The organism is Lysinibacillus sp. BS3, from assembly GCF_039614735.1.
Taxonomy (GTDB): Bacteria; Bacillota; Bacilli; order Bacillales_A; family Planococcaceae; genus Lysinibacillus; species Lysinibacillus capsici.
The window spans coordinates 62,346-85,554 of record NZ_CP154860.1; the positions used below are offsets into that span (position 1 = coordinate 62,346).

The following is a 23,209-nucleotide window of genomic DNA, read 5'->3' on the forward strand; positions in this document are numbered from 1 at the left end:
TTAAAAACACTATGCAACATCGTAACATAGGGTTCAAAATAAATTAATTCCATTTGTGATATGAATATTATAGCCCTTTCCTTCAAAATGAACAATATTTATCATAAAATTTATTAAATGAGAATTATTATCAAAAAGTATTTTCTCTTTTATTTTTTTAAAAGTTGCTATATCATTAACAAACTGTAAGGGTGGCCTACATAACCATTTGCCTAAAAAAGTTTAATTATGATGGGAGAATCGTTGCTATGTCTAAAAAAATCCACGAATTTAATGACATGATTCGAAAGTTAAGAAAGGAAGTATTTGGTAAAGGTCCTGAACGTATTCATACTGTTTTTGTCGAGAATATGGCTGTATCTACCTTATACGGAAATATCACTCCGACAGAAAAATTTATTGCCAGTACACCAGAAGGGCTGAAAATGGTGCATGCTGCAAGGACGAGTATGATTCAAGATTTATATAGACAATCGCCACCAGAGGGTATGGAAGAATTGATGGGCAGCAAATTACTTCACTTATTTTCAGATATTAAAATTGAAGAGGATTTTGCGATTTCCGTCTTTGTTTTTGAAAAGCATATCAGTGAATAAAGGGGATGCCTTATGGATCGAGCAATGACAAGAAAAATTGTGCGTGTTGAAGGACAACGAGTGACAGAAATGGTTGATTTAATTGTTTCAGAATACGCTGTTACCGTAAAAATTAATCAGCAGGAATTTGTCACGATGGTCTGTACACCCGAGTATGTAGAAGATATGGTTATTGGCTACTTAGCTTCTGAACGAGTGATTCGTAGTTTTGAGGATATTGAGGAAATTTGGCACCAAGAGAAAGAGGGTTTTGTGCATATTAAAACAAAGCATATTAATCCTTATTACCAACAGACGCAAAACAAGCGCTATATTACGTCTTGCTGTGGGATGAGTCGACAAGGCTTTGTGTTTACGAACGATGCATTAGTAGCGAAAAAAATGGATCAAGTCCATGTGCAAATAACGACCGAAGATTGCTTCCGTTTAATGTATGCGATGCAGGATAGTGCAGATATTTTTAAGAAAACGGGTGGGGTGCATAATGCTGCACTATGTGATGTAAATGGCATCGTCCTAAGTCGCATGGATATTGGACGTCATAATGCTTTGGATAAAATTTACGGCTATTGCCTACGCAACAACATCCGTATGGAAGATAAAATTATCGTCTTTAGCGGACGAATATCATCGGAGATTTTACTAAAGGTTTCCAAAATAGGCTGTGCCATCGTGCTATCTAAATCAGCACCCACAGAATTAGCATTGCAATTAGCAGAGCAGCTTGGTATTACGACGGTTGGCTTTATTCGGCAACAGACATTGAATATTTATACACACCCACAACGCATCCTATTACCAGCTAATGAATTGAAAGAAGGAGATTAGATGACGAATCTACAAGACCAATTACACAGACCGTTAAGAGATTTAAGAATATCCGTGACAGATCGTTGTAATTTTCGCTGTCGATATTGTATGCCAGCAGAAGTATTTGGTCCAGATTACGCATTTTTACCGTCTGATAAAATATTAAGTTTTGATGAAATTGAACGATTAGTAAAAATCTTTGTTTCATTGGGCGTGAAAAAAATACGGATTACAGGTGGGGAACCCTTACTACGTCGTGATTTGCCCGAATTAATTGCCCGTATTCACCGCATAAAAGGTGTAGAAGATATTGCTTTAACAACCAATGGCTCGTTATTAAAAAAATACGCACACTCATTGGCACAGGCAGGCTTAGCCCGAGTTTCTGTTAGTTTAGACTCGCTTGATGATGAGCGTTTTATCGAGATGAATGGTCATAGAGGCAAGGTATTGCCAGTGTTAGAGGGAATTGAAAAGGCTGCAGAAGCGGGCTTACAAGTAAAAATTAATATGGTTGTTCAAAAAGGGAAAAACGAACAAGATATTGTTACCATGGCGCAGTTTTTTAAAGAAAAACAGCATATTCTACGCTTTATTGAATATATGGATGTAGGGAATTCGAACGGCTGGCGTTTGGATGATGTGGTGTCCAAAAAAGAGATTATTGAGCAAATCCATCAGTTTACGCCGTTACAACCAGTAGCTCCCAATTATAAAGGAGAGGTGGCAACGCGTTATCAGTATCAAGATGCTCAAGGTGAGATTGGTGTAATTTCATCTGTAACGGATTCATTTTGCTCCAATTGCTCACGTGCTCGTCTCTCTGCAGAAGGTTCATTATACACTTGTTTATTTGCAACAGAAGGCACGGATTTAAGGGAATTGTTACGTTCAGGGCAAGATGATGCTGCCATCATCAAGTGCATAACGAACGTTTGGGAAACAAGAAATGATCGTTATTCCGATGAACGCAATGAACAAACGATGGCAAAAAGGAAAACGTCAAAAATTGAAATGTCTCATATTGGGGGGTAGCGTGTAAAAAACAGAAAAAAATCGGCACAATAATGCCGAATTTTTTCTGTTTATTTATGCACAAAAGTGCCACTTTTCCCACCTGTTTTTTCAACAAGGTAAGTTTCTTTGATGACCATCGTCTTATCAACGGCTTTGCACATATCATAAAAAGTTAGTGCTGCGACAGACACAGCAGTGAGAGCTTCCATTTCAACACCCGTTTTTCCACTGCATTTAACAGTGGCTTGAATATGGAGCTCATAGCCATTCTCTGCTTTTTCATAGTCAAACTGGAAATCCGTACCCTGTAGCATGATGGGATGGCACATGGGAATGATATCAGCTGTTTTTTTAGCTCCCATAATCCCTGCAATTTGCGCAACTTGCGTCGGATCACCTTTTTTAATGCCACCTTGTTGGATGGCTTCATAGACCGCATCGGATAAAAGAATCGTACTGCGCGCAATGGCTGTACGTGTTGTGATTTCTTTTGCGGAGATATCGACCATTTTAGGACGACCTTCTTCGTTCCAGTGTGTAAAATTATTCATTATTAAACTCCTTTTTACTTGTTTGTGACCAGTCTTGTTGTGCGTTGATATTGATAAATGTTGAGCTATCGTCATCAAAAGAGACATAACAAACACGAAGTTGCTCTAAAAGCACTTTCATACTCCGTTTGTTTTGTGCCGTTAATTGTGTCGCCTTTGGTAAAGCAGTACGTCGATATAATGCAGCTAATGGCTGATCACGTAGCCCTTGCGTCGGAACAATGGCATCATAAGTGTCATTAATCAAACCTACCATTTTTTGGATAAATTCTGCATTCATATAAGGCATATCGCTTGCTACGACAAAAAACCATTCCACATCAGGATAGGCTGTCATGATATGATGCAAAGCAAAAAGAGGGCCTTGATGTGGCTGCTTTTCAATGACCCATTGGACATTTTCCTGTCCAAACTGATATTGTAAGTGCGCATTTGTAGCGATAATAAGAGGATCCAGCTGATTTTTTTGCAGGGCTATGAGACTATGTTTATATAATGGCTGTCCAGCAAACATCTCAAACATTTTTGGCTGACCATAGCGAGAGGATTGACCACCAGCTAACACAATACCAGCAATTTTCATAAGCGCTTCAGCTCTCCGACAAAATGTTGGACAGTAGGTACTATGAGCTTCGACATAGCCAAAGTCACTGCATTTGTGGAGCCTGGTAAAACATAAATGGCTGTTTGCTGAAGGCTTCCAGCGGTGGCACGACTAAACATCGCCTTTGGGCCAATTTCTTCATAGCTGAGCATTCGAAATAATTCACCAAACCCCATCATTTCTTTTTCAAACAGAGGCAGAATGGTGTCATAGGTTTGGTCTCTTGGTGTAAACCCTGTTCCACCCGTAACGATAATGGTATTAATTGTTGGATCGCTGCACCAATTTTTAACATGACGAGCGATATCGAGCGGTTCATCCTTTGTTAGTTGGTAGTCTACAACTTCAAATGCAGCTTCCTGTAGAAAGGACTGAATACGCTGACCAGCATGATCATCTGTCTTTGTGCGTGTATCACTGACCGTTAAAATGGCAACTTGAATTGGTTGCTGCTGATGTGTTGGATGCACAGTAAGACCTCCTTCAAATGCGTTTTTGCTAAAAAACATTGCTTTTATTATAATGCTATAAATGAAAAGGTCAAACGAAAATTCATAGAAAGAAAGGCCACATACGTATGCAAAATAGATATTCTAGACAACAATTATTTCACCCTATCGGACAAACTGGGCAACAATCCCTTCAGCAAAAACACGTCCTTATCATAGGTGCGGGGGCATTGGGGAGTGCTAGTGCAGAAGCGCTTGTGCGAGCAGGTATTGGCAGGCTGACACTCATTGATCGTGATTATGTAGAGTGGAGTAATTTACAAAGACAGCAATTATATACAGAGCTAGATGCACAAGAAAAAATGCCCAAAGTTATCGCAGCTAAAAAGCGTCTCCAACAAATAAACACAGAGGTAGAAATTCATGTCGGCATTATGGATGCTTGTACAGAGACCTTGCTACCATTACTAGAAGATGTTGATGTGATGGTCGATGCGACCGATAATTTTGATGTTCGTTTTGTCATGAATGACCTTGCGCAAAAATATCGTATTCCTTGGGTATATGGCTCTTGTGTTGGTAGTTATGGTGCGACTTACACGGTTGTACCAGGTAAAACGCCTTGTTTGCATTGCTTATTAAAAGTGATGCCCCATACAGGGATGACTTGTGATACCGTTGGCATTATTAGTCCAGCAGTTCAAATTGTTGCTGCTTATCAAGTGGCTGAGGTTTTCAAGCTGCTTGTTGGAGATGACAAAGCCTTACGAAAAAGCTACTTAACGTTTGATGTTTGGCAAAATCAACACTATGAAATCAATGTGGAGAAAATAAGGCAGGGTGATTGTCCATCTTGTGGCGACAAGCCGACCTATCCTTACTTATCCTACGAAAATCAAACGAAATTACAGATCCTTTGTGGCCGAGACGCGGTACAAATTCGACCACCAAAGCCCATTTACTATTCGCTTGATCAGCTGGCAAATCAGCTCCGTTCCTACGGAGAAGTCCAGGTTAATCCTTATTTGCTATCTTGCCAAGCGGACGATTACCGAATCGTTATTTTCCAAGATGGGCGAGTTGTGATACATGGTATACAAGATATACAGAAAGCCAAAAGCATTTATTATCGTTTATTAGGTTAGGGAGTGTACCAAATGGTAGAAAAAAGACAACCAATTCCTGTGGCAGAAGCCGTTCATCGTGTAATGGACTATGCCTTTCAAGCAAAAAAGGAGCATGTGTCATTAACGCAAGCACATGGACGCTTTATAGCACAAGCTATTAGAGCCGATCATGATGTACCTGCTTTTGATCGTTCACCGTATGATGGCTATGCCATTCGTTCCGTCGATAGCCAAGAGGCATCTTCACAGCATCCAGTCCGCTTTCAAGTCGTTGGAGAAATTGGCGCAGGCTATGTCTATGAAGACGTAGTTGGCGATTATCAAGCAGTCCGCATTATGACCGGGGCGCCGATACCGCAAGGATGTGATGCAGTGGTCATGCTAGAATTAACCCAAACATTCGAAGAAAATCATCAAAAGTATATGTCGATTAAACGACCTTTTGAAGCAGGTACTAATATTTCCTATAAAGGGGAAGATGTACAGCAAGGCGCAGTCCTCATTGAACAAGGCCAATATATTAACCCGGGTGTGATGGCCTTACTTGCTACTTTTGGCTATGAGCAAGTACCTGTTTATCGTAAAACAGTTATTGGTGTGCTTGCCACTGGTAGCGAATTACTAGAGCCAGGTGAAGCTTTACAGCCAGGCAAAATTCGCAATAGTAATGCCTATATGATAATGGCGCAAATTGAGCGTGCTGGGGCAGAAGTGAAATATTTCGGCAAGTTGAGCGATGATCTTACATTATGTATTGAAAACGTAGAAAAAGCCTTACAGGAAGTAGATATTTTAATTACAACGGGTGGCGTTTCCGTAGGTGATTATGATTATTTACCAGCTATTTATGAGGCGATCGATGCAAAGGTATTGTTTAATAAAATAGCGATGCGTCCAGGTAGTGTGACAACGGTTGCTGCTCGCAACGACAAATTATTATTTGGTCTTTCTGGTAATCCTTCAGCCTGCTATGTTGGCTTTGAGCTATTTGTACGTCCGATTATACGTTCTGCATATGGGCATACTCAACCACATTTACGCAGAGAGCCAGCGATTTTAGGGGCTGATTTTACAAAGCCAAATCCCTTTACACGCTTTGTACGAGCTCGTATCGAATATGAAAAAGGGAAGCTCGTAACTGTCCCATCTGGGTTCGATAAATCGAGTGCAGTTTCATCTTTAGCGACAGCCAATGCATTCATTGTTTTACCAGGTGGCTCTAGAGGCTATGAAAAGGGTATGCAAGTGGATGTCCTTTTGCTAGAAGATCTGCAAGGAAGTGAGTGGCCTTGGGACAATATCGAAAAATCTTACAGATAGTTGGCTATCAAAATAGTGGGAAAACAACATTGATGGAGCAATTGATCAGGCAGGCTACAATGGAAGGGCTAAGGGTAGGAACCATTAAGCATCATGGACATGGTGGAGTACCGACGATCGAAACTTCCAAGGATAGTAGTCGGCATGAGCAAGCAGGCGCGGTTGTCACAGCAGTGGAGGGGGCGGGTACTTTACGTATGAGTATCCACCAAAATAGCTGGCAATTGGCTGATATACTAGCGATTTATGAGTCCCTTCCACTGGATATCATGCTAATTGAAGGGTATAAAAATGAACATTATCCGAAGGTTGTGCTGCTGCGCACTGCACAGGATCAAGTACTACTACAGCAAGTAACCAATATCCTCTGTGTGATTTTTTGGCCAAGCTGTCCGCTTGATCTATCCCTTGCAATCCCTGCTTTTTCGATTTATGAAGAATCACAATATATGGAATTTTTGTTGACAGAAATGAGGGGAAAACTATGACGACAGCGTTATTTGAAGTTATCGATCAACCAATAGATGTGGAGGAAGTAAGACAAAAAGTCCTTAGTCGAAATGCTGGAGCCATCACATTATTCATCGGTACAGTGCGTGAAATGACAAATGGTAAAAAAACGATGCATTTGGAATATCAAGCCTATCCAGCAATGGCGATTAAAATGTTTGAACAGATTGCAAAGGAAATACAAGAAGAGTGGCCAGAAGCAAAAGTGGCCATCACCCATCGTGTCGGTCATTTAGCTGTTTCCGATATTGCCGTAGTGATTGCTGTGTCATCACCGCATCGTAAAATAGCTTACATGGCGAATGAATATGCAATTGATCGCATAAAACAAATCGTGCCCATATGGAAAAAAGAACATTGGGAGGACGGGACAGAGTGGATTGGTGATCAATTAGAAAATGTTCCCTATCCGCAAGGGAAACCAGCCATTCAGGAGGAGGAAAACCTGTGATTAACATTTTATTATTTGCTCACCTACAGGAAGCACTAGGTGAATCAAAGCTATCAGTAGAGCTGTCAGATGTGACAGTTGCGCAGTTAAAAGAGTGGATGGAAAAGCGCTACCCTCAGCTATCATTACAACAGATCATGACAGCGGTTAATGAGGAATTTGCAACGGATACGACGATTGTCAAATCTGGCGACACAATCGCCTTTATTCCACCGATCAGTGGGGGATGAGCAAAAAGAGGTAGTTGGCTTGAGCCAACTACCTCTTTTATACTTTCAGGATATGGATACTAAGAAGTAAAAGGAAGGAAATGGCGATCATACACAGAACCCATGTCCAGGCAAGGGGCATGTTTCCAGAATCGATGGCCATATATATTGCTAGTGGTGTTGTTTGTGTTTTCCCTGGAATATTTCCCGCAAACATAAGTGTCGCTCCAAACTCACCCAAAGCTCGTGTGAAGCTTAGAATCCCACCAGAAACAAGTGCCTTTAATGCAAGGGGAATGGACACGTAAAGAAAGACCTGCCATTCATTCGCTCCATCCACACGTGCTGCATTTTCAATATCTCGATCAACAGAGGCAAAGCCAGTTTTAGCTGATTGATACATTAATGGAAAGGCAACGATTGTAGAAGCGATGACGGCCGCCCACCATGTGAACATGATAGGTTGATCGAATAGCCAGATAATGATATCTCCTAACATACTATTTTTCCCGAAAATGACGATAAGCAGGAAACCGACTACTGTAGGAGGTAATACTAATGGTAATAGCAATACCGTTTCTAGCACTAGTTTGCCTTTGAAATCATGGGTTGCCATCCATTTACCCATTAAAATACCTGCTATAATAGCGATGATCCCTGCAACAAAAGCAATTTCGATCGAAAGCATAAGTGGAGACCAAAAATCGGTACTCATCTTTTATTGAGCCCCTTTAAATCCATACTTTTCAAAGACATCCATAGCTTCATCACTTTGTAAGAAGTGATAAAAATCCTCCGCCTCTTGCCCATGCTTACTAGCTTTTAGAACACCTACAGGATAAATAATCGGTGCGTGCATAGCATCATCGGCAGTTGCCACGACATTGACCTTATCAGAGACAAGGGCATCTGTTTTATAGACCATACCCGCATCCACATTTTCTGTTTCTGTATAAGTAAGTACTTGACGTACATCTTTTGTATACACTACTTTTGATTCGAGTGAATCCCACAGTTGCATATTTTTTAATGTGTCCACACCATACTGCCCAGCAGGAACCGTTTCGGGCGTACCGAGTGCAATTTTTCCTGCTTGTTGTAAATCTTCAAAGGATTGAATTTGCTTTTCATTGCTTTTAGGCACGATTAATACTAAATCATTGGCTAAAAGATCCGTTCCTAGCTTTTGATCGATCATTTCTTTCTCTACAAGCGCATCAAATTTATCCTTTGCTGCTGAAAAGAAAAGGTCTGCAGGAGCCCCTTGTAAAATTTGTTGCTGTAAAGCACCTGAACCTCCAAAGTTATAGAGGATTTTGATTGTATCGTGTTGTTGTTCATAAGTTGTTTTCAGTTCTTCTAAGGCATCCTGTAGACTAGCTGCCGCAGAAATTGTTAGTTCAACTGGTTCGTTTGTTGCCGCCTCTTGGTTACCACAGGCTGCTAATAGTCCGACTAGTACTAACATTGTCGCAAATAAACGATAATATTTTTTCACGATGAGTATACTCCTTTTATAACTCGTTATAACAAGACATAACTAATTATAATCAGATATAAATAAAAAAGAAAGTTAGTAAGGGGGAAAATGTCAAGATGTTCATAAGGCTATAAATACGTTACCATGTAAAATAGAGGCTTATAGGAGGAGAACTTTTACATGTCACAAGAACAATCCTATACGATTGAAGAGGTTGCACAATTATTAAAGGTTTCAAAATTAACAATTTATGATTTAGTGAAAAAGGGTGATTTGCCAGTTTTCCGCGTAGGACGGCAAATGCGGGTAGATCGTGCTGACTTGCAAACCTATATACAAAAACGAAAAACAGGTAGTATGCCAGCTGTGGCACAGGCTTCCATAGCCACTCCGACTAAAAATCACGCGAAAATTATAGTGAGTGGGCAAGATTTAGTATTAGATATTTTAGCAAAATATATCGAGAAACGACGATCTACGAAAGTATTACGCTCACATGAAGGTAGTTTTAATGGTGTAATGGCGTTGTATCACGGAGACTGTGATATTGCGAGTTTACATATGTTTGATGGGGATACAGGAGATTATAATACTCCTTATGTAAAAAAAATCTTTGTCAGCCATGCCTTTGTTCTCATCAATGTTGTATCACGTAAAGCAGGTTTCTATGTTCAAAAGGGGAATCCGCTGGAGATACGCACATTTGAAGATTTCCAAACAAAGACATTCACATTCATCAACCGTGAGAAAGGCTCAGGTGCTCGTACTCTGTTAGATGAGCAATTGCGCATTCACGGTATCGCTCCATCCACGATTGTAGGCTATACCCATGAAGAAATGAGCCACCTCGATGTCGCCTCTGCAGTTGCCAATGGACGTGCAGATGTTGGGATTGGCATTGAAAAAATCGCCAAGCTTATTCAGGTCGATTTTATACCAATGGTCACTGAACGTTACGATATTGTGTTATTAAAAACACCAGAAAATCAACCGTTCATCGATATGGTGAAGGAGATTTTAAATACACCTGATTTCCAATCTGAAGTAGCTGCATTAGGAGATTATGACATCTCTTTAATGGGCCAAGTCATGTATGAAACGCTATAATCAAAAATTCATATTGAGTTTAATAAAAAAATCAATTACAATTCTAACTAGGAAATTTTATGGTTGTTGTGTCAATTAGTATGGCACAGCAGCTATATTCTTTTAGGATACATGGTGAGATGGATAAATTAGTAGGTACTACTGCTAGGATATTAGCCCACCATAAAATAGCTTGCGTACTCAATGCGCAACTATTTTATGGTGGGCTTTTTTGTATAGTAAAAAGGAGATGGATGATGTGACATGGTCAGTATTACATATCATTGGCATTATTGCCTACGCCATTAGTGGAGCATTTGTTGCGTTACAGGCCAACTATTCTTTTATTGGCATATTTGTGCTTGGTCTGACAACGTCTTATGGTGGTTCCATTATCCGCAATGTTGTACTGGATATCCCTGTGTCAGATATATGGGAACGGCAATCCTTATTAGTCGTTTTAGTCACGCTGACGACCATTTTATTTGTCAAAAGGAACTGGATTCATCATTGGAACCGCTGGGGCTATTTCTTTGATTCAATTGGCCTAGCTTCTTTCGCAATACAAGGCGGTTTGTTAGCAAAAAGCTTACATCACGACCTAGGTATCATTATTATAGCGTCGATGTTTACTGGTGTTGGTGGAGGGATGGTTCGAGATTTGTTAGCTGGTAGAACACCGCTTGCATTAAGAGAAGAAATCCATGCTGTCCTAACATTTGTATGTGCCCTTTGTATATGGTTAGGGTGGGACAGCCCGCTTGAATTGTCAGTCATTGTTATTTTTATAGTAGTGATTCGCATGTTATCTGTGAATAATAAATTAAAATGGAAGCCTCCTTTTAAACATTCCTATAAGAATGCAGAGGAAAAATAGGTTGATTGTCGAAATAGGTGAAGGTAGTTTTAATTCGAAAAAAGGAGGGGGAAAATGGCAATAGAACGTTTACGTGAGTGGTTACTATCCTCAAATAATACAGTGATTCTAACAGGAGCGGGCATGTCAACGGAAAGTGGAGTTCCTGATTTCCGTTCAGCATCTGGTTGGTGGAAACAAATGAATCCAAGAACTGTCGCAACAACGGAAGCATTAACAGATCATTACTCATTATTTCATGAATTTTATAAAACACGTATTGAAAACCTAGAAAAGGTGGCTCCCCATGAGGGACATCATATATTAGCTGATTGGGAACGAAGAGGTTTAGTGTCTCTAATCGCTACTCAAAATGTGGATGGTTTTCACCAATTGGCAGGAAGTCAATCCGTCGAGGAGTTACATGGTTCGATCCGGTCTATTCGTTGTCATCGTTGCCAGCAGGCGGCTGTCATGGCAAGCTTCTTGAATAAGGCTAGTTGCGCCCATTGTGGTGGGAAACTTCGTCCAAATGTTGTGCTCTTCGGAGAAAGCCTACCACAAGCAAGCTGGCACTGTTCAATGGAGGCAATTAAAACAGCTGAACTTGTCCTTGTCATTGGAACGAGTCTTGAGGTATATCCCGTCAACCAACTACCTGTGATGACAACAGGAAAAACCGTGTATATTAATATGGATATTTCACAGCAGACAACCCCATTTGATCTGACAGTGAGGGGGAAAATAAAAGAAGTGTTGCAAAAACTTCAAATTTAAAAAAGGCGCCCTTGCAATTTCAAGTGGCGCCTAAAACATTTGAGGTAGAAATTCCCTCATGAATCGTTGATTTTTTCGTAACCATATCTTCAAAATCATGCGATGTGTTAACAGTTTATGCCTTTTATTTGGTCTCGCCTTTGCTTCTATGAGGCTCTGTAAAAGAATACAAGTTTCAGTTGCAAAAGCTTGAGGTTCAACGAGAACATCCAGCTTGTAATTAATTAACTGGGCTGTCTGAACCTTGGCAAGTAATTGCGCAAATTGTGTATTCATGGTAGCGTAATTTTCCTCTAATTCTAGGTCAATCAATGCATAGAGCGTTTGCTCTATTTCAACTTCTAATTCCTCCAATAACTCTTTTGACGGCTGTGTCACTAGTTCACCCTCTTTTATACGACTAGATAACCAATAGCTGCACAAAGTACGCCAATTAGCAAGGTACTGGCAATATAGCTAATGGCTTGTCTCCATTTTTGTTGTTCTATAAGCTGTAGACATTCAAATCCAAAAGTAGAAAAAGTTGTGTAGGCTCCTAAAAAACCTATGCCCATTAATTGCCATAACCAATCACTAAGATGTAAGGCAAATAAGAAACCAAGCGCAAAGGAGCCTGTACAATTAATAATAAAAGTCGCCCATGGATAGGGATGTACAAGTAATTTTCCTAAATAAAATCTAGAAAGAGCGCCAAAAAATCCACCAATTCCGACTAAAATCATGCACTACGCCCCCTAGCAAGTCGTATTCCCAGCCATGTGCAAGCTAATCCACCTAAAACACTTACTGTAACATAGAGTACAGCCTGTAGCCACTCGCTATTTTCTAGGAGTAATAGTGTCTCTAAGGAAAATGTCGAAAAGGTAGTAAAAGCTCCACAAAAACCTGTACCTACTCCTAGTACAATAGGTGTGCGTTTTATAAATGAAGTAAAAAACCATGCTAAGCAAAAGCAGCCCAGTAAATTAATAAACAGTGTTGTGAATGGAAATATTTCTGTATTGGGAACGGCGAGACTCAGACTATATCGACAGATGGCACCAAGAATTCCACCAACTCCCACGGCTAGAAATGACCTCAACATAAAAACCCCTTACTGAAAATGACTATAATGAAAGTGTATCATGAGACAAAAATTTTAGAAATATTTCAATTCAAGTTATGTCCTAAAATCGATTGTTAAAATGTATATAGTGTATAGAAAGTTATAGATGCGCATGAAATAATATTTCGAAATATTATATGTGGAAAATGAAATATTTTTTATTACAAGGACAATTCTTTGTCCCTCTTATGTGAAGCCGTTGACGGAAAACCCGGTGACGGCTAATCCATAAACGGAAATCCCGACACTACTAAATAATAAATAACTAAATAATAATTAACTAAATAAAGATGATGAGATAAGCATATGGAAGGAGTGCAACAGACGCAAAAAGAATATTCTCTTGTCTACTACTGGGTATCAAAATCTCTAGCCTTGGATTTCAGTCTTTAGGTTAATGTTTGTGCCGTAGAATTATTGTAAGGTTATAGACAACACTGTAATTTTAAGCATGTTCTCCCTTTGATTCCTTAGAGCATTTCAATGCTTTAAAGCGCTAACTATTTCCTGAAAATGATAAAAAATAACAGGGTGATAGTTGACAAATATTTCTATAGTGTGATAATCTTCAAGAACACTATAACAAATAAGCTAAAGGAGGGCATGACAATGTTAATTTTATCAGTATCAAATTCAATCACAGTTACATACATTGTCCGTGCCTAACGCTTTATTTACTATTGCAGAACTAGGTATGGAATTATCCTGCCTTTTATAAGAGACACTTACTCTTTTAGGGTATGTGTCTTTTTTTGTGCAAAAAAGGTTGTAGTGCAAACAAAAAAGGAGTGTATGTATATGACAAAAACAGTTAGAAGAATGATTTTCAAAAAGGAATTTCTAGAAAGTGGGTAGTCATCCACAACAGCACGGAGGAAAGAAGGTTATGATGTATGTTTGATGTGTTAAGTAAATTAGGCTGGTTCTTTAAAAAATACTGGAAGCAATATACAGTGGCCATTGTTCTACTAATGGTTGCCAGTGGATTAGAGGTTGTCCCTCCCTATTTACTCGGTTCTATTATAGATCTATTGACTGCAGGAGAAATGACACCAGCTATTTTAACAAAATATGTCTTGATTTTTATTGGGATTATTATTGGGGGCTATTTATTAAATTTTGTGTGGCAATTCCGACTATTTGAAGGAGCTATCAACCTTGAGAAAATTTTACGTCGTAATTTAATGCAGCATTTTTTACGTATGACCCCAACATTTTATGAAAAAAACCGTACCGGTGACCTGATGGCTCGTGCAACAAATGACTTGAATGCCGTATCCACGACAGCAGGTTTTGGCATTATGACGTTGATTGATTCAACGATTTATATGGGCTTTATCATTTTTGCGATGGGCTATATGATTTCGTGGAAGCTTACATTTTTTGCTATGTTACCGGTTCCTATTATGGCGATCCTCATTCAATATTTAGGGAAAATTGTTCATGAGCGATATATGAAGGCACAAGATGCTTTTGGGGAACTAAATGATAGTGTGCTAGAATCTGTAGCAGGAGTGCGAGTGGTGCGTGCCTATGTGCAGGAAAAAAAGGATGAGGCTAATTTTGCAGATATGAGTGAAGTTGTGTATGCGAAAAATATTCATACAGCGAAAATCAATGCTTTATTTGGCCCGATTACAAAAGTCGGAACAGGCATTAGCTATGTTGTAGCACTTGGTTACGGGGCTCATTTAGTGGCAACTGAGGCGATGACGGTTGGACAACTGGTCACGTTTAATGTTTATTTAGGTTTGGCTGTTTGGCCAATATTTGCGATTGGTGAGCTCATCAATGTTATGCAGCAGGGGAATGCCTCATTAGATCGCGTGCAGGAAACCTTGAACTACGAGGCGGATGTTCAAAATATTCCGAATCCACAAATGATTGCGACACCAAATGCGATTGGCTTTGATGCCTTAACATTCCAATATCCGATGAGTCAGGTGAAAAACCTACAGCAGATTTCACTTTCCTTGAAAAAAGGCCAAACGCTTGGCATTGTTGGCAAAACGGGAGCAGGTAAAACAACCTTCCTACGCCAATTATTGCGAGAATACCCAATCGGTCAGGGACAGCTTTCCATTGACGGTATCGATATTACCGCTCAAACGAAGGAGCAGATCCTCGATTGGATTGGTTATGTGCCACAAGATCATGTGTTATTCTCACGAACTATTCGTGAAAATATATTATTTGGGAAAGAAGATGCAACACAAGCAGAGTTGCAGCAGGCGATACGTGCCGCGTATTTTGAAAAGGATTTAGACAATCTACCAATGGGCCTTGAAACACTTGTTGGAGAAAAGGGTGTCTCTCTTTCAGGCGGTCAAAAACAACGTGTGTCTATTGCTCGTGCTTTAATTAAAGATCCTGAAATTTTAATGCTGGATGATTCACTCTCCGCTGTCGACGCGAAGACAGAGGCAAGAATTATTGAAAATATTCAGCGTGAACGTCAAGGTAAAACGACGATTATTACGACACATCGCTTGTCTGGTATTCAGCATGCCGATGTCATCATCGTACTGGATGATGGGCAAATTGTAGAGCAGGGAACACATGAGGAACTTCTTGCGCAACAAGGATGGTATAAAGAGCAATTTGACCGTCAGCAGCTAGAAGGAGGTGCCTCATGAGTACGAGTCAACGTTTAATGCGCTATGCGATGTATTTTAAAAAGCCGATACTATTAGGCTTATTCTTCCTAACAATTGCCGTATTCACGGAGCTTGTTGGACCGTTTATTGCGAAACATATTATTGATAATTACATGACAATCGGTCATATAGAAATCAAACCGATTACATGGTTGCTCATTGTGTATTTACTTTTAGCCATTGCAACAGCCATATTACGTTATTTTATGTATATTTATTTGCAAATTGGGGCAAACCGTGTTATCCAAAAATTACGTAAAGATGTCTTTGAACATATTCAAACTTTACCAATCCAATACTTTGACAATTTACCAGCGGGTAAAATTGTTGCGCGTGTAACAAACGATACAGAGGCAGTTCGGAATTTATATGTACAGGTACTATCCAATTTTGTGACGAGCTTCATTTCTATTTTTGGGGTGTATATAGCGCTCTTTATTTTAAATTGGAAAATGGCAATGCTTGCTTTAACCATGATTCCAATTGTTTATGTGTGGATGATTTTATATCGAAAATTTGCCTCTAAATATAACGATGTCATTCGTACAAAAATTGCAGATATTAATGCCATGATTAACGAATCCATTCAGGGCATGACAATTATTCAGGCGTTCCGTCGTGAGCAGCAAATGACGAAGGAATTTGATGACATGAATAATGAGCATTATGCGTATGAACGTAAGCTGCTGGTGCTAGATTCAGCTACATCCTTTAACCTTGTGAATACGCTAAGACTTATCATGTTTACGGTCTTTATTTTCTACTTTGGTACACGCTCATTCACATCAACTGAAGTGATTACAGCAGGGACATTGTATGCATTTGTTGATTACTTAACAAAGCTATTTAATCCGATCACGAATATTGTGAACCAGTTTTCACAGCTTGAGCGTTCACTCATTGCAGGTAAACGTGTCTTTGAGGTGCTAGATACGAATGGTGAGCCTGTTTCTGAAAAGAGCATCCCACGATATAAAGGAAATGTGGTTTTCGAAGATGTTTCCTTTGCCTATAAAGATAATGAATATGTGCTGAAAAACCTGTCATTTGAAGCACATCAAGGTGAAACAATTGCCTTAGTTGGTCATACAGGTTCAGGGAAAAGTTCCATTATGAACTTGTTGTTCCGCTTCTACGACCCATCAAAAGGCAAAATAACCATTGATGGCATTGATATTACTTCTGTTCCACGTCAAACGATGCGTGAACATATGGGTATTGTGCTACAGGACCCTTACTTATTTACGGGTACGATTGCATCCAATGTTAGCTTAAACAACCCTCGCATCTCTCACGAGAAAATAGAAGCTTCCTTAAATGCTGTAGGGGGAGAACGTGTTTTAGCTAATTTACCAAATGGCTATGAGGAGCCAGTTATTGAGAAGGGCAGCACATTATCTTCAGGACAACGTCAGTTGATTTCGTTTGCACGCGCCCTGGCGTTTGATCCAGCCATTTTAATATTGGATGAAGCGACATCGAATATTGATACGGAAACGGAAGAAATTATTCAGCATGCGATGGATGTCCTGAAAAAAGGACGAACAACGTTTATTATTGCCCATCGACTTTCTACCATTAAAAATGCAGATCGTATTCTTGTGCTTGATCGAGGAAAAATTGTAGAAAACGGCACACATGATGAACTGCTAGCGCTTGGCGGAATTTATGACAAGATGTATCAAATGCAGGCGAACTCCTTACAATAATAGCTTAAAAGCCCCACTTCAACTGTGAAGCGGGGCTTTTCTATTTATCTTACATATTTGAAGACATTGATAAAGAATAACAGGACAGACAGCGCTACAGCAATTCCACCACCAGACACGAAAAGCTCAAATAACCAGCGTGGTACATCCCAATACACCATCATCATGCCAACAAAAAGGAAGGGTAAACCGAGATTGTAAAGCCAGAACTGTGCTTTGGCGAGACCTGTCTCCGCAGCATTTTTATAAGTCGAATAAATTAAACCAATGAATCCAGTAGTCAGCCAACCTACCACACCAATATGAGCATGTGTCGCTTTCCATTGAAGTTGAACCGTATAATGCATAAACAGGCCAAAAGCAAAAACAATTAATAAATAAAAGACTGAAACCTTTATCCATTTAGCACCCATTATCCACAACTCCTTTCTTGAAAGTGATTTTAGCTAGCTGCTACAGTATATTCTTGTCAAATTAAAAAGATGCTTGTATGTATTTGAAAATAAATGTTGTTGGTTTTCACTAAACTAAAATATTTAATGAGAACTTTTTGTAATATGTAAACTTTTCATGGAGTTCTGCGTTGTATAGGCAGAAGGGAGGTGGACATGGTAAAGCAATCAATGAATGCGTTTCTACAGCAAGCAGGAACGCTGCTATATCGTTATTTGAGAAAACGTGGATTAGCCCATGAGGATGCAGAAGATATCGTCCAAGATACATGTTATAAATTTTTATTACATAAAAATGGAATTCAGTCAGACAAAGTAATGAGTTGGTTATATCGTGTAGCAACCAATCAATTTTATGATCTCAAGAGAAAAGAAAAACGTCATCCAACAACAGAATTAGAGGAAGTTCAATTGACTTCATTGATTCACATTCCTGAGATCCAGATGCTAAAGAAAGAAAAATTAAAGGACATACAGAACACACTGGAAACGCTATCCATTTTGCATCAGGAATTATTAATCCTGAAATATGAGCTGGGATTATCGTATAAGGAAATTTCAGCCTTGATGAATAAGAATGAAAACACACTAAAAACGCATGTCAGACGTGCTAGGGAAGAATTTACTGAACGATTTAAGGAGGATGCTCATGATGAATAAAGAAGAAAATGAATTTTTGTTTGATGATAGACAAACGAAAAAAATAATGAGAAAGGCAAGGTTTTGGTCAACAGTCAAAATGATTGGGATTACATTGGTCGTTACCCCAATTGTGCTAATAGCATTATGGTATGGGCTGAGGGCTTTATCGTTAAATAGTGCGCAAAAAGTAATGGATGATATTCATTTATTTAACGAAATAAGTGCGCCCAATGTCCAAATTAGTAATCAGGTTTATGACGATCATTTGCTGGGAGGGAAAATAACAACAACAACCTATAAGGTGCTTGGAGATCAGCATCGGCCATATATTTGGCAGCCTATCAAAAGCGATTATAATTTATTTGGAACGCTTACACGAACGGCCATTTCTAGCCCCATCCAAATAGAAGGTTCAGAATCACTGGCGGAAACATCTCAATTCGAACGGTTTAATGACTACACAGGTGACCGAGAAATGTTTTTTTATCATCCAAGGATTTCCTACGACCATTATCAAGATAATATTAGTGAACTGCATCAATTGGAGAAAAATACTTTAGTAGAAATAGCTATTTCTTTTGATGATGCCTATGATTTTGGTGAAATTAAAAGCAAGCTACCTTCTGAAGTACAAGTAGATTGGTGGTGGGTGGATGCCTATACAGATGATACACTAGATTTTTTTAAGCAAGGACAGAATACTATTTCAGCCAATGATCCATACATTTATGGCTTTCAATCAGAGCAATCCAAACCAAAACCTCGACGCTCTTCAATCGATGAGGTTGCGACCTTTATTCGAAACATTGAGCTTCTGCGTAAAAGCAAGAACTTTGAGTGGGAAACAAACCAGGTTTATCAAGCTTTAGTAGGGGGAAATGGCACCCTGGAGAAAAGTGATGTGAAAATAAGTGGGGCTGTAGTAACTGGTACTCCAGAGCAATTGCAGTCTTTACAAGGACAAACCTACATTAAAGGGTCTATATTTGGGGTAATATCAAATCAGAAATAGAGCGCTGGAAAAGAGAATCGGCACAATCATGTAGGAAAGATCAATTTTAGAAAAAGCTTATTTTGGATGAACCCTTCTCCAGAATAGGCTTTTTTATCTGAAACAATTTAGTTTAAAATTAAATAGTTTAATGTTAAACTATTAACAGATAAACAAGAAGGAGATGTTGTTGCAATGGGTAAACTACAAAACAAAGTGGTCATCATTACTGGTGGTGCAGGTGGTATTGGTAGTGGAATGGCAAAAGCTATGGTAAAGGAAGGGGCGATTGTTACAATTGTTGACTTAAATGCAGAAGCAGGCGAGGCAATGGCAAAAGAATTACAAGAAATGTCTCCGAAGTCTATGTTTTTACAGGCTAATCTAATGGAACGCGACCAATTACCAAAAATTATTGATACAGTCGTAGAAAAATACGGTAAACTAGATGTGCTAGTTAATAACGCTCATGCTGCTAAACAAGTTACAATAGAAGAAACTACACAAGCAGATCTTGATTTGTCATTTGGAACAGGTTTTTATCCAACCTTCTATTTAATGCAAGCAGCCCTACCGCATTTAAAAGAAACTAAGGGTAATATTATTAACTTTGCATCTGGAGCAGGCATTCAAGGTCATGAAACACAGGCTGCTTATGCCGCTGCCAAGGAAGCCATTCGTGGTATTTCCCGTGTTGCCGCAAATGAATGGGGACGTTTTGGTATTAATGTCAATATCATTAGTCCGCTTGCTGATTCACCAGGTGTACAAGCATGGGCAAAAGCACAGCCAGAGTATTATGAAGCGGTGAGAAGTAAAATCCCGTTAGGCCGTTTTGGTGATATTGAGCAAGATATTGGTCGAGTAGCTGTTTTCTTAGCTTCTGACGATTCTCAATACATTACAGGTCAAACGATTATGGTGGATGGAGGCTCACTAATGCTTCATTAATTCTCAGCGTTTGAGGAGGATTTTTTTGAAACAGACAAATATTTTTAAACTGATTCATATGATTGAACAGGTGAACAATGCGAATATTATACGTTTTACAAAAGCGTTCCCATATCCTTTAGGAATTTCACCAATTTTAGTTTTAAATGAGCTACATGTCAAAGGCCCTCAAAAACAAGCCGAATTAGCTGAGACAATCGGCTATACAAAAGGTGCTATGACGAGCATTGCTGAAAAGCTGGTCAAGCTTGGATTAGCAGAAAGACTATATGATCCATCCGACCGCCGCACCATTCGCTTACAAATTACAGATGAGGGTCAAAGTGCTTTAGCAAAGGCTCAATCTATCGGAAAAGAGGTCTTTGTACAGCTTTTTGAAGTATTAGATGATGAGGAAATTGCCCAATACTTGCGGATTCAAGAAAAATTAGTACAGGGTATCCAGCAGAAATAACCATGTAAAAAAATCAACCTACCTTTTAAGAGGTGGGTTGATTTTTCATTGTTTAGGCGGATAACTGGCGGATAAAACTCAAAATGTGACGGATAAAAAGAGGATTCTGGCGGATAGCTTTCCTTTTTTACGTGATAGAATGGCTCTAAGTGGATAGAATGTCCAAACTGGCGGATAAAACTCAAAATGTGACGGATAGAAAGAGGATTCTGGCGGATAGCCTTCTTTTTTTGCGTGATAGCCATGCTCAGCACAATCCGAATGTCCATATGAACTGCTTGAAATGAAATAGTTCATTTAAAATCTAATTGTAAAATAGTTGAATTTATTGAAAATTGTCCGTCTTCATTTTATAATCAAAATACGGTTCTATTATAGAGACATTTGAGGTGTGAAATGACATTAAAAACATTAGATAACTCATTGGAGGTACTGAAATATTTTAATAAGGAAAATCCTACATGGGGTGTTCGTGAGCTAGCAAAAGAGATGGATATTAGTCACTCCATTATTTATCGGATTTTAGCAACCTTCGAAAAACAAGGCTTTCTTATTCAAAATCCTGAGACAAAAAAATATGAATTAGGGCTTCGCTTTCTAGAATATGGCCAGATGGTTAAAGATAAATTAAATCTTTCTGACTTTGTTTTACCAATTATGATCAACCTTGCAGATACCATCAAAGAATCCGTATTTTTAACATGGCTGGATGGAACAGATGGTGTCACAGTAGAAATAGCTGAGAGCTCTCAAACCATTAAGTTTTCAGTGTCGATTGGCACGCGGACACCACTACATATCGGGGCATCTTGTAAAGTCATCATGGCTTATCTACCTGAAGAGAGAAAAAAGGAGATCATGGAGCATGGGATGAAAAGATTAACTCCTGAAACCATTACTGACCCTGATGAAATGTTAGCCGATTTAGAAAAAATACAACAGCAAGGCTGGTGCTTTTCAACAGGAGAGTACTCTCATTCAGTATTTGGGCTAGGTGTACCTCTTTTTAATAGTAAAAAAGAAGTCATTGCCTCTTTAACAATTGCTGGCCCTATTTATCGTAAGCCAACAGAGGAGAAGTTACCTGATATGGTCAATGTTCTTCAATATGGAGCGATGAATATTCAACGGTATTTCGATCAATACAGCTTTAAATTATATCATGAATAAGCATGAAAAAGAGGCTCAAGATAGACATTAACTATCTTGAGCCTTTGCTTGGATTTTTTTCATGATGGATACGGCCTTGTCAATTTCTTCAAACGTATTAAAATAGTGTGGTGAAAAACGGGCCATTTTAGAAATTTGATTGCGTTCCATAATGGTATTTGCCATAAATGTGCCAGCTTCAATGATGACCCCATGCTCTGCTAAAGCATTGGTTAGCTCATCTGGTGACAGCCCTTCAATGTTAAACGGCGTAATCGATAATCGATGAGCACTATTTTGAGGACCATATAAGACAATGCCTGGAATGGTTGCAAGCTGTTCAATTAAATAGTTTGTTAGCTGCTTTACACGATCATATATGTGGTGGATACCGATATTGTTCGCATAATCAATAGCTGCCCCTAAGCCGAAAATACTTGGAATGATCGGACAACCTGGCTCAAAACGTTTAGCTGTTTCTACAAAAGAATAGGCATTGTTTTGATAATCCCACTGGGTGCTGCCCCAGCCAATCATAATAGGTGTCAATGTTGGAATGAGTGCTTCTCGTACGTATAAAATACCTGATCCTTCAGGGCCGCGTAGCCATTTTCGTCCACATGCAACTAGAAAGTCACAGCCAAGCTCTGCAACATTCATTGGTGTTAAACCAAGTGTTTGATTGGCATTCATCAATGTTAGTACATGGTGTTGCTGGGCGAGCTGACATATTTCTTTGGCAGGCTGGAGTGCCCCAGCAGCATTGGACATATGGGCAAAGGCAATCAATTTTGTTTGTGGTGTGATGAGTTGCTCAAGTGCATATAAATCTACCATATATTCATCATTGGTTTTTAACACCTTCAGCTGAACCCCTTGCTGCTGAAGGGCAAGCCAAGGCACATAGTTACTCAACATTTCTGTGTCGAGCACTATGACCTCATCTCCCTGTTTCCATTGCAAGCCCCCTGCGACATAATTAATCGCCACTGAACCGTTTGGCACAAAGGCAATTTCCTCTTTTGTTGCGCCGATGAACAATGCTGCTTTTTCTCGAATACGCTCTACTTGCGCATACGTTTCTTGACGAAAAGAGGGCAAGTAGGGACCAATACTTGCTTGTTTTTGGAGATAGCTAGTCATTTCATCCACTACTGGCTGTGGCATGGCAGATGCAGCAGCTGTGTTTAGATAAATATAGTGTTCAAGTAGCGGCATATCCTGTTGTATTTTCCTCATGTCGATCATGTACACAC

At 39.3% G+C, this 23,209-nt stretch carries 28 protein-coding genes; 18 read left to right on the forward strand and 10 right to left on the reverse strand.

Annotated elements, in window-relative coordinates; translation table 11 throughout:
* The first annotated feature begins 248 nt into the window (after positions 1-248).
* From AAJG31_RS00305 to moaA, 3 genes are read left to right on the forward strand one after another with little or no spacing between them, the layout of a single operon-like run.
* On the forward strand, positions 249-596 hold the full coding sequence (locus tag AAJG31_RS00305) for a DUF2294 domain-containing protein (protein ID WP_004230595.1): 348 nt from the start codon (positions 249-251) through the stop codon (positions 594-596).
* 24 nt (positions 597-620) lie between these two features.
* Complete coding sequence (gene fdhD, locus AAJG31_RS00310; protein ID WP_259419694.1) at positions 621-1,424, forward strand: formate dehydrogenase accessory sulfurtransferase FdhD; 804 nt, start codon at positions 621-623, stop codon at positions 1,422-1,424.
* Positions 1,425-2,441 (forward strand): GTP 3',8-cyclase MoaA, encoded by a 1,017-nt coding sequence (gene moaA / locus AAJG31_RS00315; RefSeq protein WP_279495274.1) that lies wholly within the window; start codon positions 1,425-1,427, stop codon positions 2,439-2,441.
* Between the two features lie 50 nt (positions 2,442-2,491).
* On the opposite strand, the gene moaC is transcribed toward moaA, so the two are convergent.
* From moaC to AAJG31_RS00330, 3 genes are read right to left on the reverse strand one after another with little or no spacing between them, the layout of a single operon-like run.
* A complete protein-coding gene (gene moaC / locus AAJG31_RS00320) occupies positions 2,492-2,974 on the reverse strand; it encodes a cyclic pyranopterin monophosphate synthase MoaC (protein WP_048392450.1) in 483 nt (160 codons plus the stop codon).
* Entirely contained in the window at positions 2,967-3,557 is a 591-nt protein-coding gene (locus AAJG31_RS00325; protein ID WP_279495271.1) for a molybdenum cofactor guanylyltransferase, read from the reverse strand. Before AAJG31_RS00325 ends, moaC begins: the two co-directional genes overlap by 8 nt.
* A complete protein-coding gene (locus AAJG31_RS00330) occupies positions 3,554-4,048 on the reverse strand; it encodes a molybdenum cofactor biosynthesis protein B (protein WP_036077264.1) in 495 nt (164 codons plus the stop codon). Before AAJG31_RS00330 ends, AAJG31_RS00325 begins: the two co-directional genes overlap by 4 nt.
* A gap of 107 nt (positions 4,049-4,155) precedes the next feature.
* On the opposite strand from AAJG31_RS00330, the gene AAJG31_RS00335 reads away from it, so the two are divergent.
* From AAJG31_RS00335 to moaD, 5 genes are read left to right on the forward strand one after another with little or no spacing between them, the layout of a single operon-like run.
* Positions 4,156-5,172 carry a thiazole biosynthesis adenylyltransferase ThiF gene (locus tag AAJG31_RS00335; RefSeq protein WP_279495269.1) on the forward strand — a complete coding sequence of 339 codons (1,017 nt, stop codon included), beginning with the start codon at positions 4,156-4,158 and terminating at the stop codon, positions 5,170-5,172.
* Positions 5,173-5,184: 12 nt separating this feature from the next.
* Positions 5,185-6,474: a gephyrin-like molybdotransferase Glp gene (gene glp / locus AAJG31_RS00340; protein WP_279495267.1), complete on the forward strand. Its 1,290-nt coding sequence runs from the start codon at positions 5,185-5,187 to the stop codon at positions 6,472-6,474.
* The gene (gene mobB, locus AAJG31_RS00345) at positions 6,444-6,962 is read left to right on the forward strand and encodes a molybdopterin-guanine dinucleotide biosynthesis protein B (protein ID WP_081011035.1); all 519 of its coding nucleotides are present in this window, start codon (positions 6,444-6,446) and stop codon (positions 6,960-6,962) included. The genes glp and mobB overlap by 31 nt, the downstream gene beginning before the upstream one ends.
* Positions 6,959-7,435, forward strand: a complete 477-nt coding sequence (locus AAJG31_RS00350; RefSeq protein WP_279495266.1) for a molybdenum cofactor biosynthesis protein MoaE — start codon at positions 6,959-6,961, stop codon at positions 7,433-7,435. Before mobB ends, AAJG31_RS00350 begins: the two co-directional genes overlap by 4 nt.
* On the forward strand, positions 7,432-7,665 hold the full coding sequence (moaD, locus tag AAJG31_RS00355; RefSeq protein WP_004230585.1) for a molybdopterin converting factor subunit 1: 234 nt from the start codon (positions 7,432-7,434) through the stop codon (positions 7,663-7,665). The genes AAJG31_RS00350 and moaD overlap by 4 nt, the downstream gene beginning before the upstream one ends.
* A 37-nt stretch (positions 7,666-7,702) precedes the next feature.
* Here the strand turns inward: moaD and modB are convergent, their stop codons facing one another.
* Together modB and modA are read right to left on the reverse strand one after the other, a co-directional pair.
* Positions 7,703-8,359: a molybdate ABC transporter permease subunit gene (gene modB, locus AAJG31_RS00360; protein ID WP_279495265.1), complete on the reverse strand. Its 657-nt coding sequence runs from the start codon at positions 8,357-8,359 to the stop codon at positions 7,703-7,705.
* Between the two features lie 3 nt (positions 8,360-8,362).
* Entirely contained in the window at positions 8,363-9,142 is a 780-nt protein-coding gene (gene modA, locus AAJG31_RS00365) for a molybdate ABC transporter substrate-binding protein (protein WP_048392458.1), read from the reverse strand.
* A gap of 162 nt (positions 9,143-9,304) precedes the next feature.
* Here modA and AAJG31_RS00370 point away from each other — a divergent pair, with 162 nt between their 5' ends.
* The 3 genes from AAJG31_RS00370 to AAJG31_RS00380 all read left to right on the forward strand — a co-directional run bounded on the left by AAJG31_RS00370 (position 9,305) and on the right by AAJG31_RS00380 (position 11,843).
* Positions 9,305-10,231 carry a helix-turn-helix transcriptional regulator gene (locus AAJG31_RS00370; protein WP_279495264.1) on the forward strand — a complete coding sequence of 309 codons (927 nt, stop codon included), beginning with the start codon at positions 9,305-9,307 and terminating at the stop codon, positions 10,229-10,231.
* Between the two features lie 229 nt (positions 10,232-10,460).
* Positions 10,461-11,087: a TRIC cation channel family protein gene (locus AAJG31_RS00375; protein ID WP_233732807.1), complete on the forward strand. Its 627-nt coding sequence runs from the start codon at positions 10,461-10,463 to the stop codon at positions 11,085-11,087.
* A 54-nt stretch (positions 11,088-11,141) separates the two neighbouring features.
* Entirely contained in the window at positions 11,142-11,843 is a 702-nt protein-coding gene (locus tag AAJG31_RS00380; protein ID WP_279495262.1) for an NAD-dependent deacylase, read from the forward strand.
* 30 nt (positions 11,844-11,873) lie between these two features.
* On the opposite strand, the gene AAJG31_RS00385 is transcribed toward AAJG31_RS00380, so the two are convergent.
* Genes AAJG31_RS00385 through crcB (AAJG31_RS00395) form a run of 3 tightly spaced genes read right to left on the reverse strand, consistent with a single transcriptional unit; the run spans position 11,874 to position 12,927 of the window.
* Positions 11,874-12,221: a hypothetical protein gene (locus tag AAJG31_RS00385; protein ID WP_048392463.1), complete on the reverse strand. Its 348-nt coding sequence runs from the start codon at positions 12,219-12,221 to the stop codon at positions 11,874-11,876.
* A gap of 14 nt (positions 12,222-12,235) precedes the next feature.
* Entirely contained in the window at positions 12,236-12,565 is a 330-nt protein-coding gene (gene crcB, locus AAJG31_RS00390) for a fluoride efflux transporter CrcB (protein ID WP_054550415.1), read from the reverse strand.
* Entirely contained in the window at positions 12,562-12,927 is a 366-nt protein-coding gene (gene crcB, locus AAJG31_RS00395) for a fluoride efflux transporter CrcB (RefSeq protein ID WP_279495261.1), read from the reverse strand. The genes crcB (AAJG31_RS00390) and crcB (AAJG31_RS00395) overlap by 4 nt, the downstream gene beginning before the upstream one ends.
* 914 nt (positions 12,928-13,841) lie before the next feature.
* Here crcB (AAJG31_RS00395) and AAJG31_RS00400 point away from each other — a divergent pair.
* Together AAJG31_RS00400 and AAJG31_RS00405 are read left to right on the forward strand one after the other, a co-directional pair.
* A complete protein-coding gene (locus AAJG31_RS00400; protein ID WP_115673309.1) occupies positions 13,842-15,584 on the forward strand; it encodes an ABC transporter ATP-binding protein in 1,743 nt (580 codons plus the stop codon).
* On the forward strand, positions 15,581-17,314 hold the full coding sequence (locus tag AAJG31_RS00405; RefSeq protein ID WP_054550412.1) for an ABC transporter ATP-binding protein: 1,734 nt from the start codon (positions 15,581-15,583) through the stop codon (positions 17,312-17,314). The genes AAJG31_RS00400 and AAJG31_RS00405 overlap by 4 nt, the downstream gene beginning before the upstream one ends.
* Positions 17,315-17,358: 44 nt before the next feature.
* On the opposite strand, the gene AAJG31_RS00410 is transcribed toward AAJG31_RS00405, so the two are convergent.
* A complete protein-coding gene (locus AAJG31_RS00410) occupies positions 17,359-17,727 on the reverse strand; it encodes a hypothetical protein (RefSeq protein ID WP_048392470.1) in 369 nt (122 codons plus the stop codon).
* A 195-nt stretch (positions 17,728-17,922) separates the two neighbouring features.
* Here AAJG31_RS00410 and AAJG31_RS00415 point away from each other — a divergent pair, with 195 nt between their 5' ends.
* From AAJG31_RS00415 to AAJG31_RS00435, 5 genes are all read left to right on the forward strand, one after another.
* On the forward strand, positions 17,923-18,426 hold the full coding sequence (locus AAJG31_RS00415) for an RNA polymerase sigma factor (protein WP_279495258.1): 504 nt from the start codon (positions 17,923-17,925) through the stop codon (positions 18,424-18,426).
* Positions 18,419-19,420, forward strand: a complete 1,002-nt coding sequence (locus AAJG31_RS00420; protein WP_279495256.1) for an anti sigma factor C-terminal domain-containing protein — start codon at positions 18,419-18,421, stop codon at positions 19,418-19,420. The genes AAJG31_RS00415 and AAJG31_RS00420 overlap by 8 nt, the downstream gene beginning before the upstream one ends.
* A gap of 174 nt (positions 19,421-19,594) precedes the next feature.
* Positions 19,595-20,350 carry an SDR family oxidoreductase gene (locus tag AAJG31_RS00425; RefSeq protein WP_036077242.1) on the forward strand — a complete coding sequence of 252 codons (756 nt, stop codon included), beginning with the start codon at positions 19,595-19,597 and terminating at the stop codon, positions 20,348-20,350.
* A gap of 58 nt (positions 20,351-20,408) precedes the next feature.
* Entirely contained in the window at positions 20,409-20,804 is a 396-nt protein-coding gene (locus AAJG31_RS00430; RefSeq protein ID WP_175400760.1) for a MarR family transcriptional regulator, read from the forward strand.
* 396 nt (positions 20,805-21,200) lie between these two features.
* The gene (locus AAJG31_RS00435) at positions 21,201-21,974 is read left to right on the forward strand and encodes an IclR family transcriptional regulator (protein ID WP_036077236.1); all 774 of its coding nucleotides are present in this window, start codon (positions 21,201-21,203) and stop codon (positions 21,972-21,974) included.
* A 27-nt stretch (positions 21,975-22,001) separates the two neighbouring features.
* Here AAJG31_RS00435 and AAJG31_RS00440 read toward each other — a convergent pair whose 3' ends face one another.
* Positions 22,002-23,201 carry an aminotransferase class V-fold PLP-dependent enzyme gene (locus AAJG31_RS00440; protein WP_048392473.1) on the reverse strand — a complete coding sequence of 400 codons (1,200 nt, stop codon included), beginning with the start codon at positions 23,199-23,201 and terminating at the stop codon, positions 22,002-22,004.
* Positions 23,202-23,209: the final 8 nt, after the last annotated feature.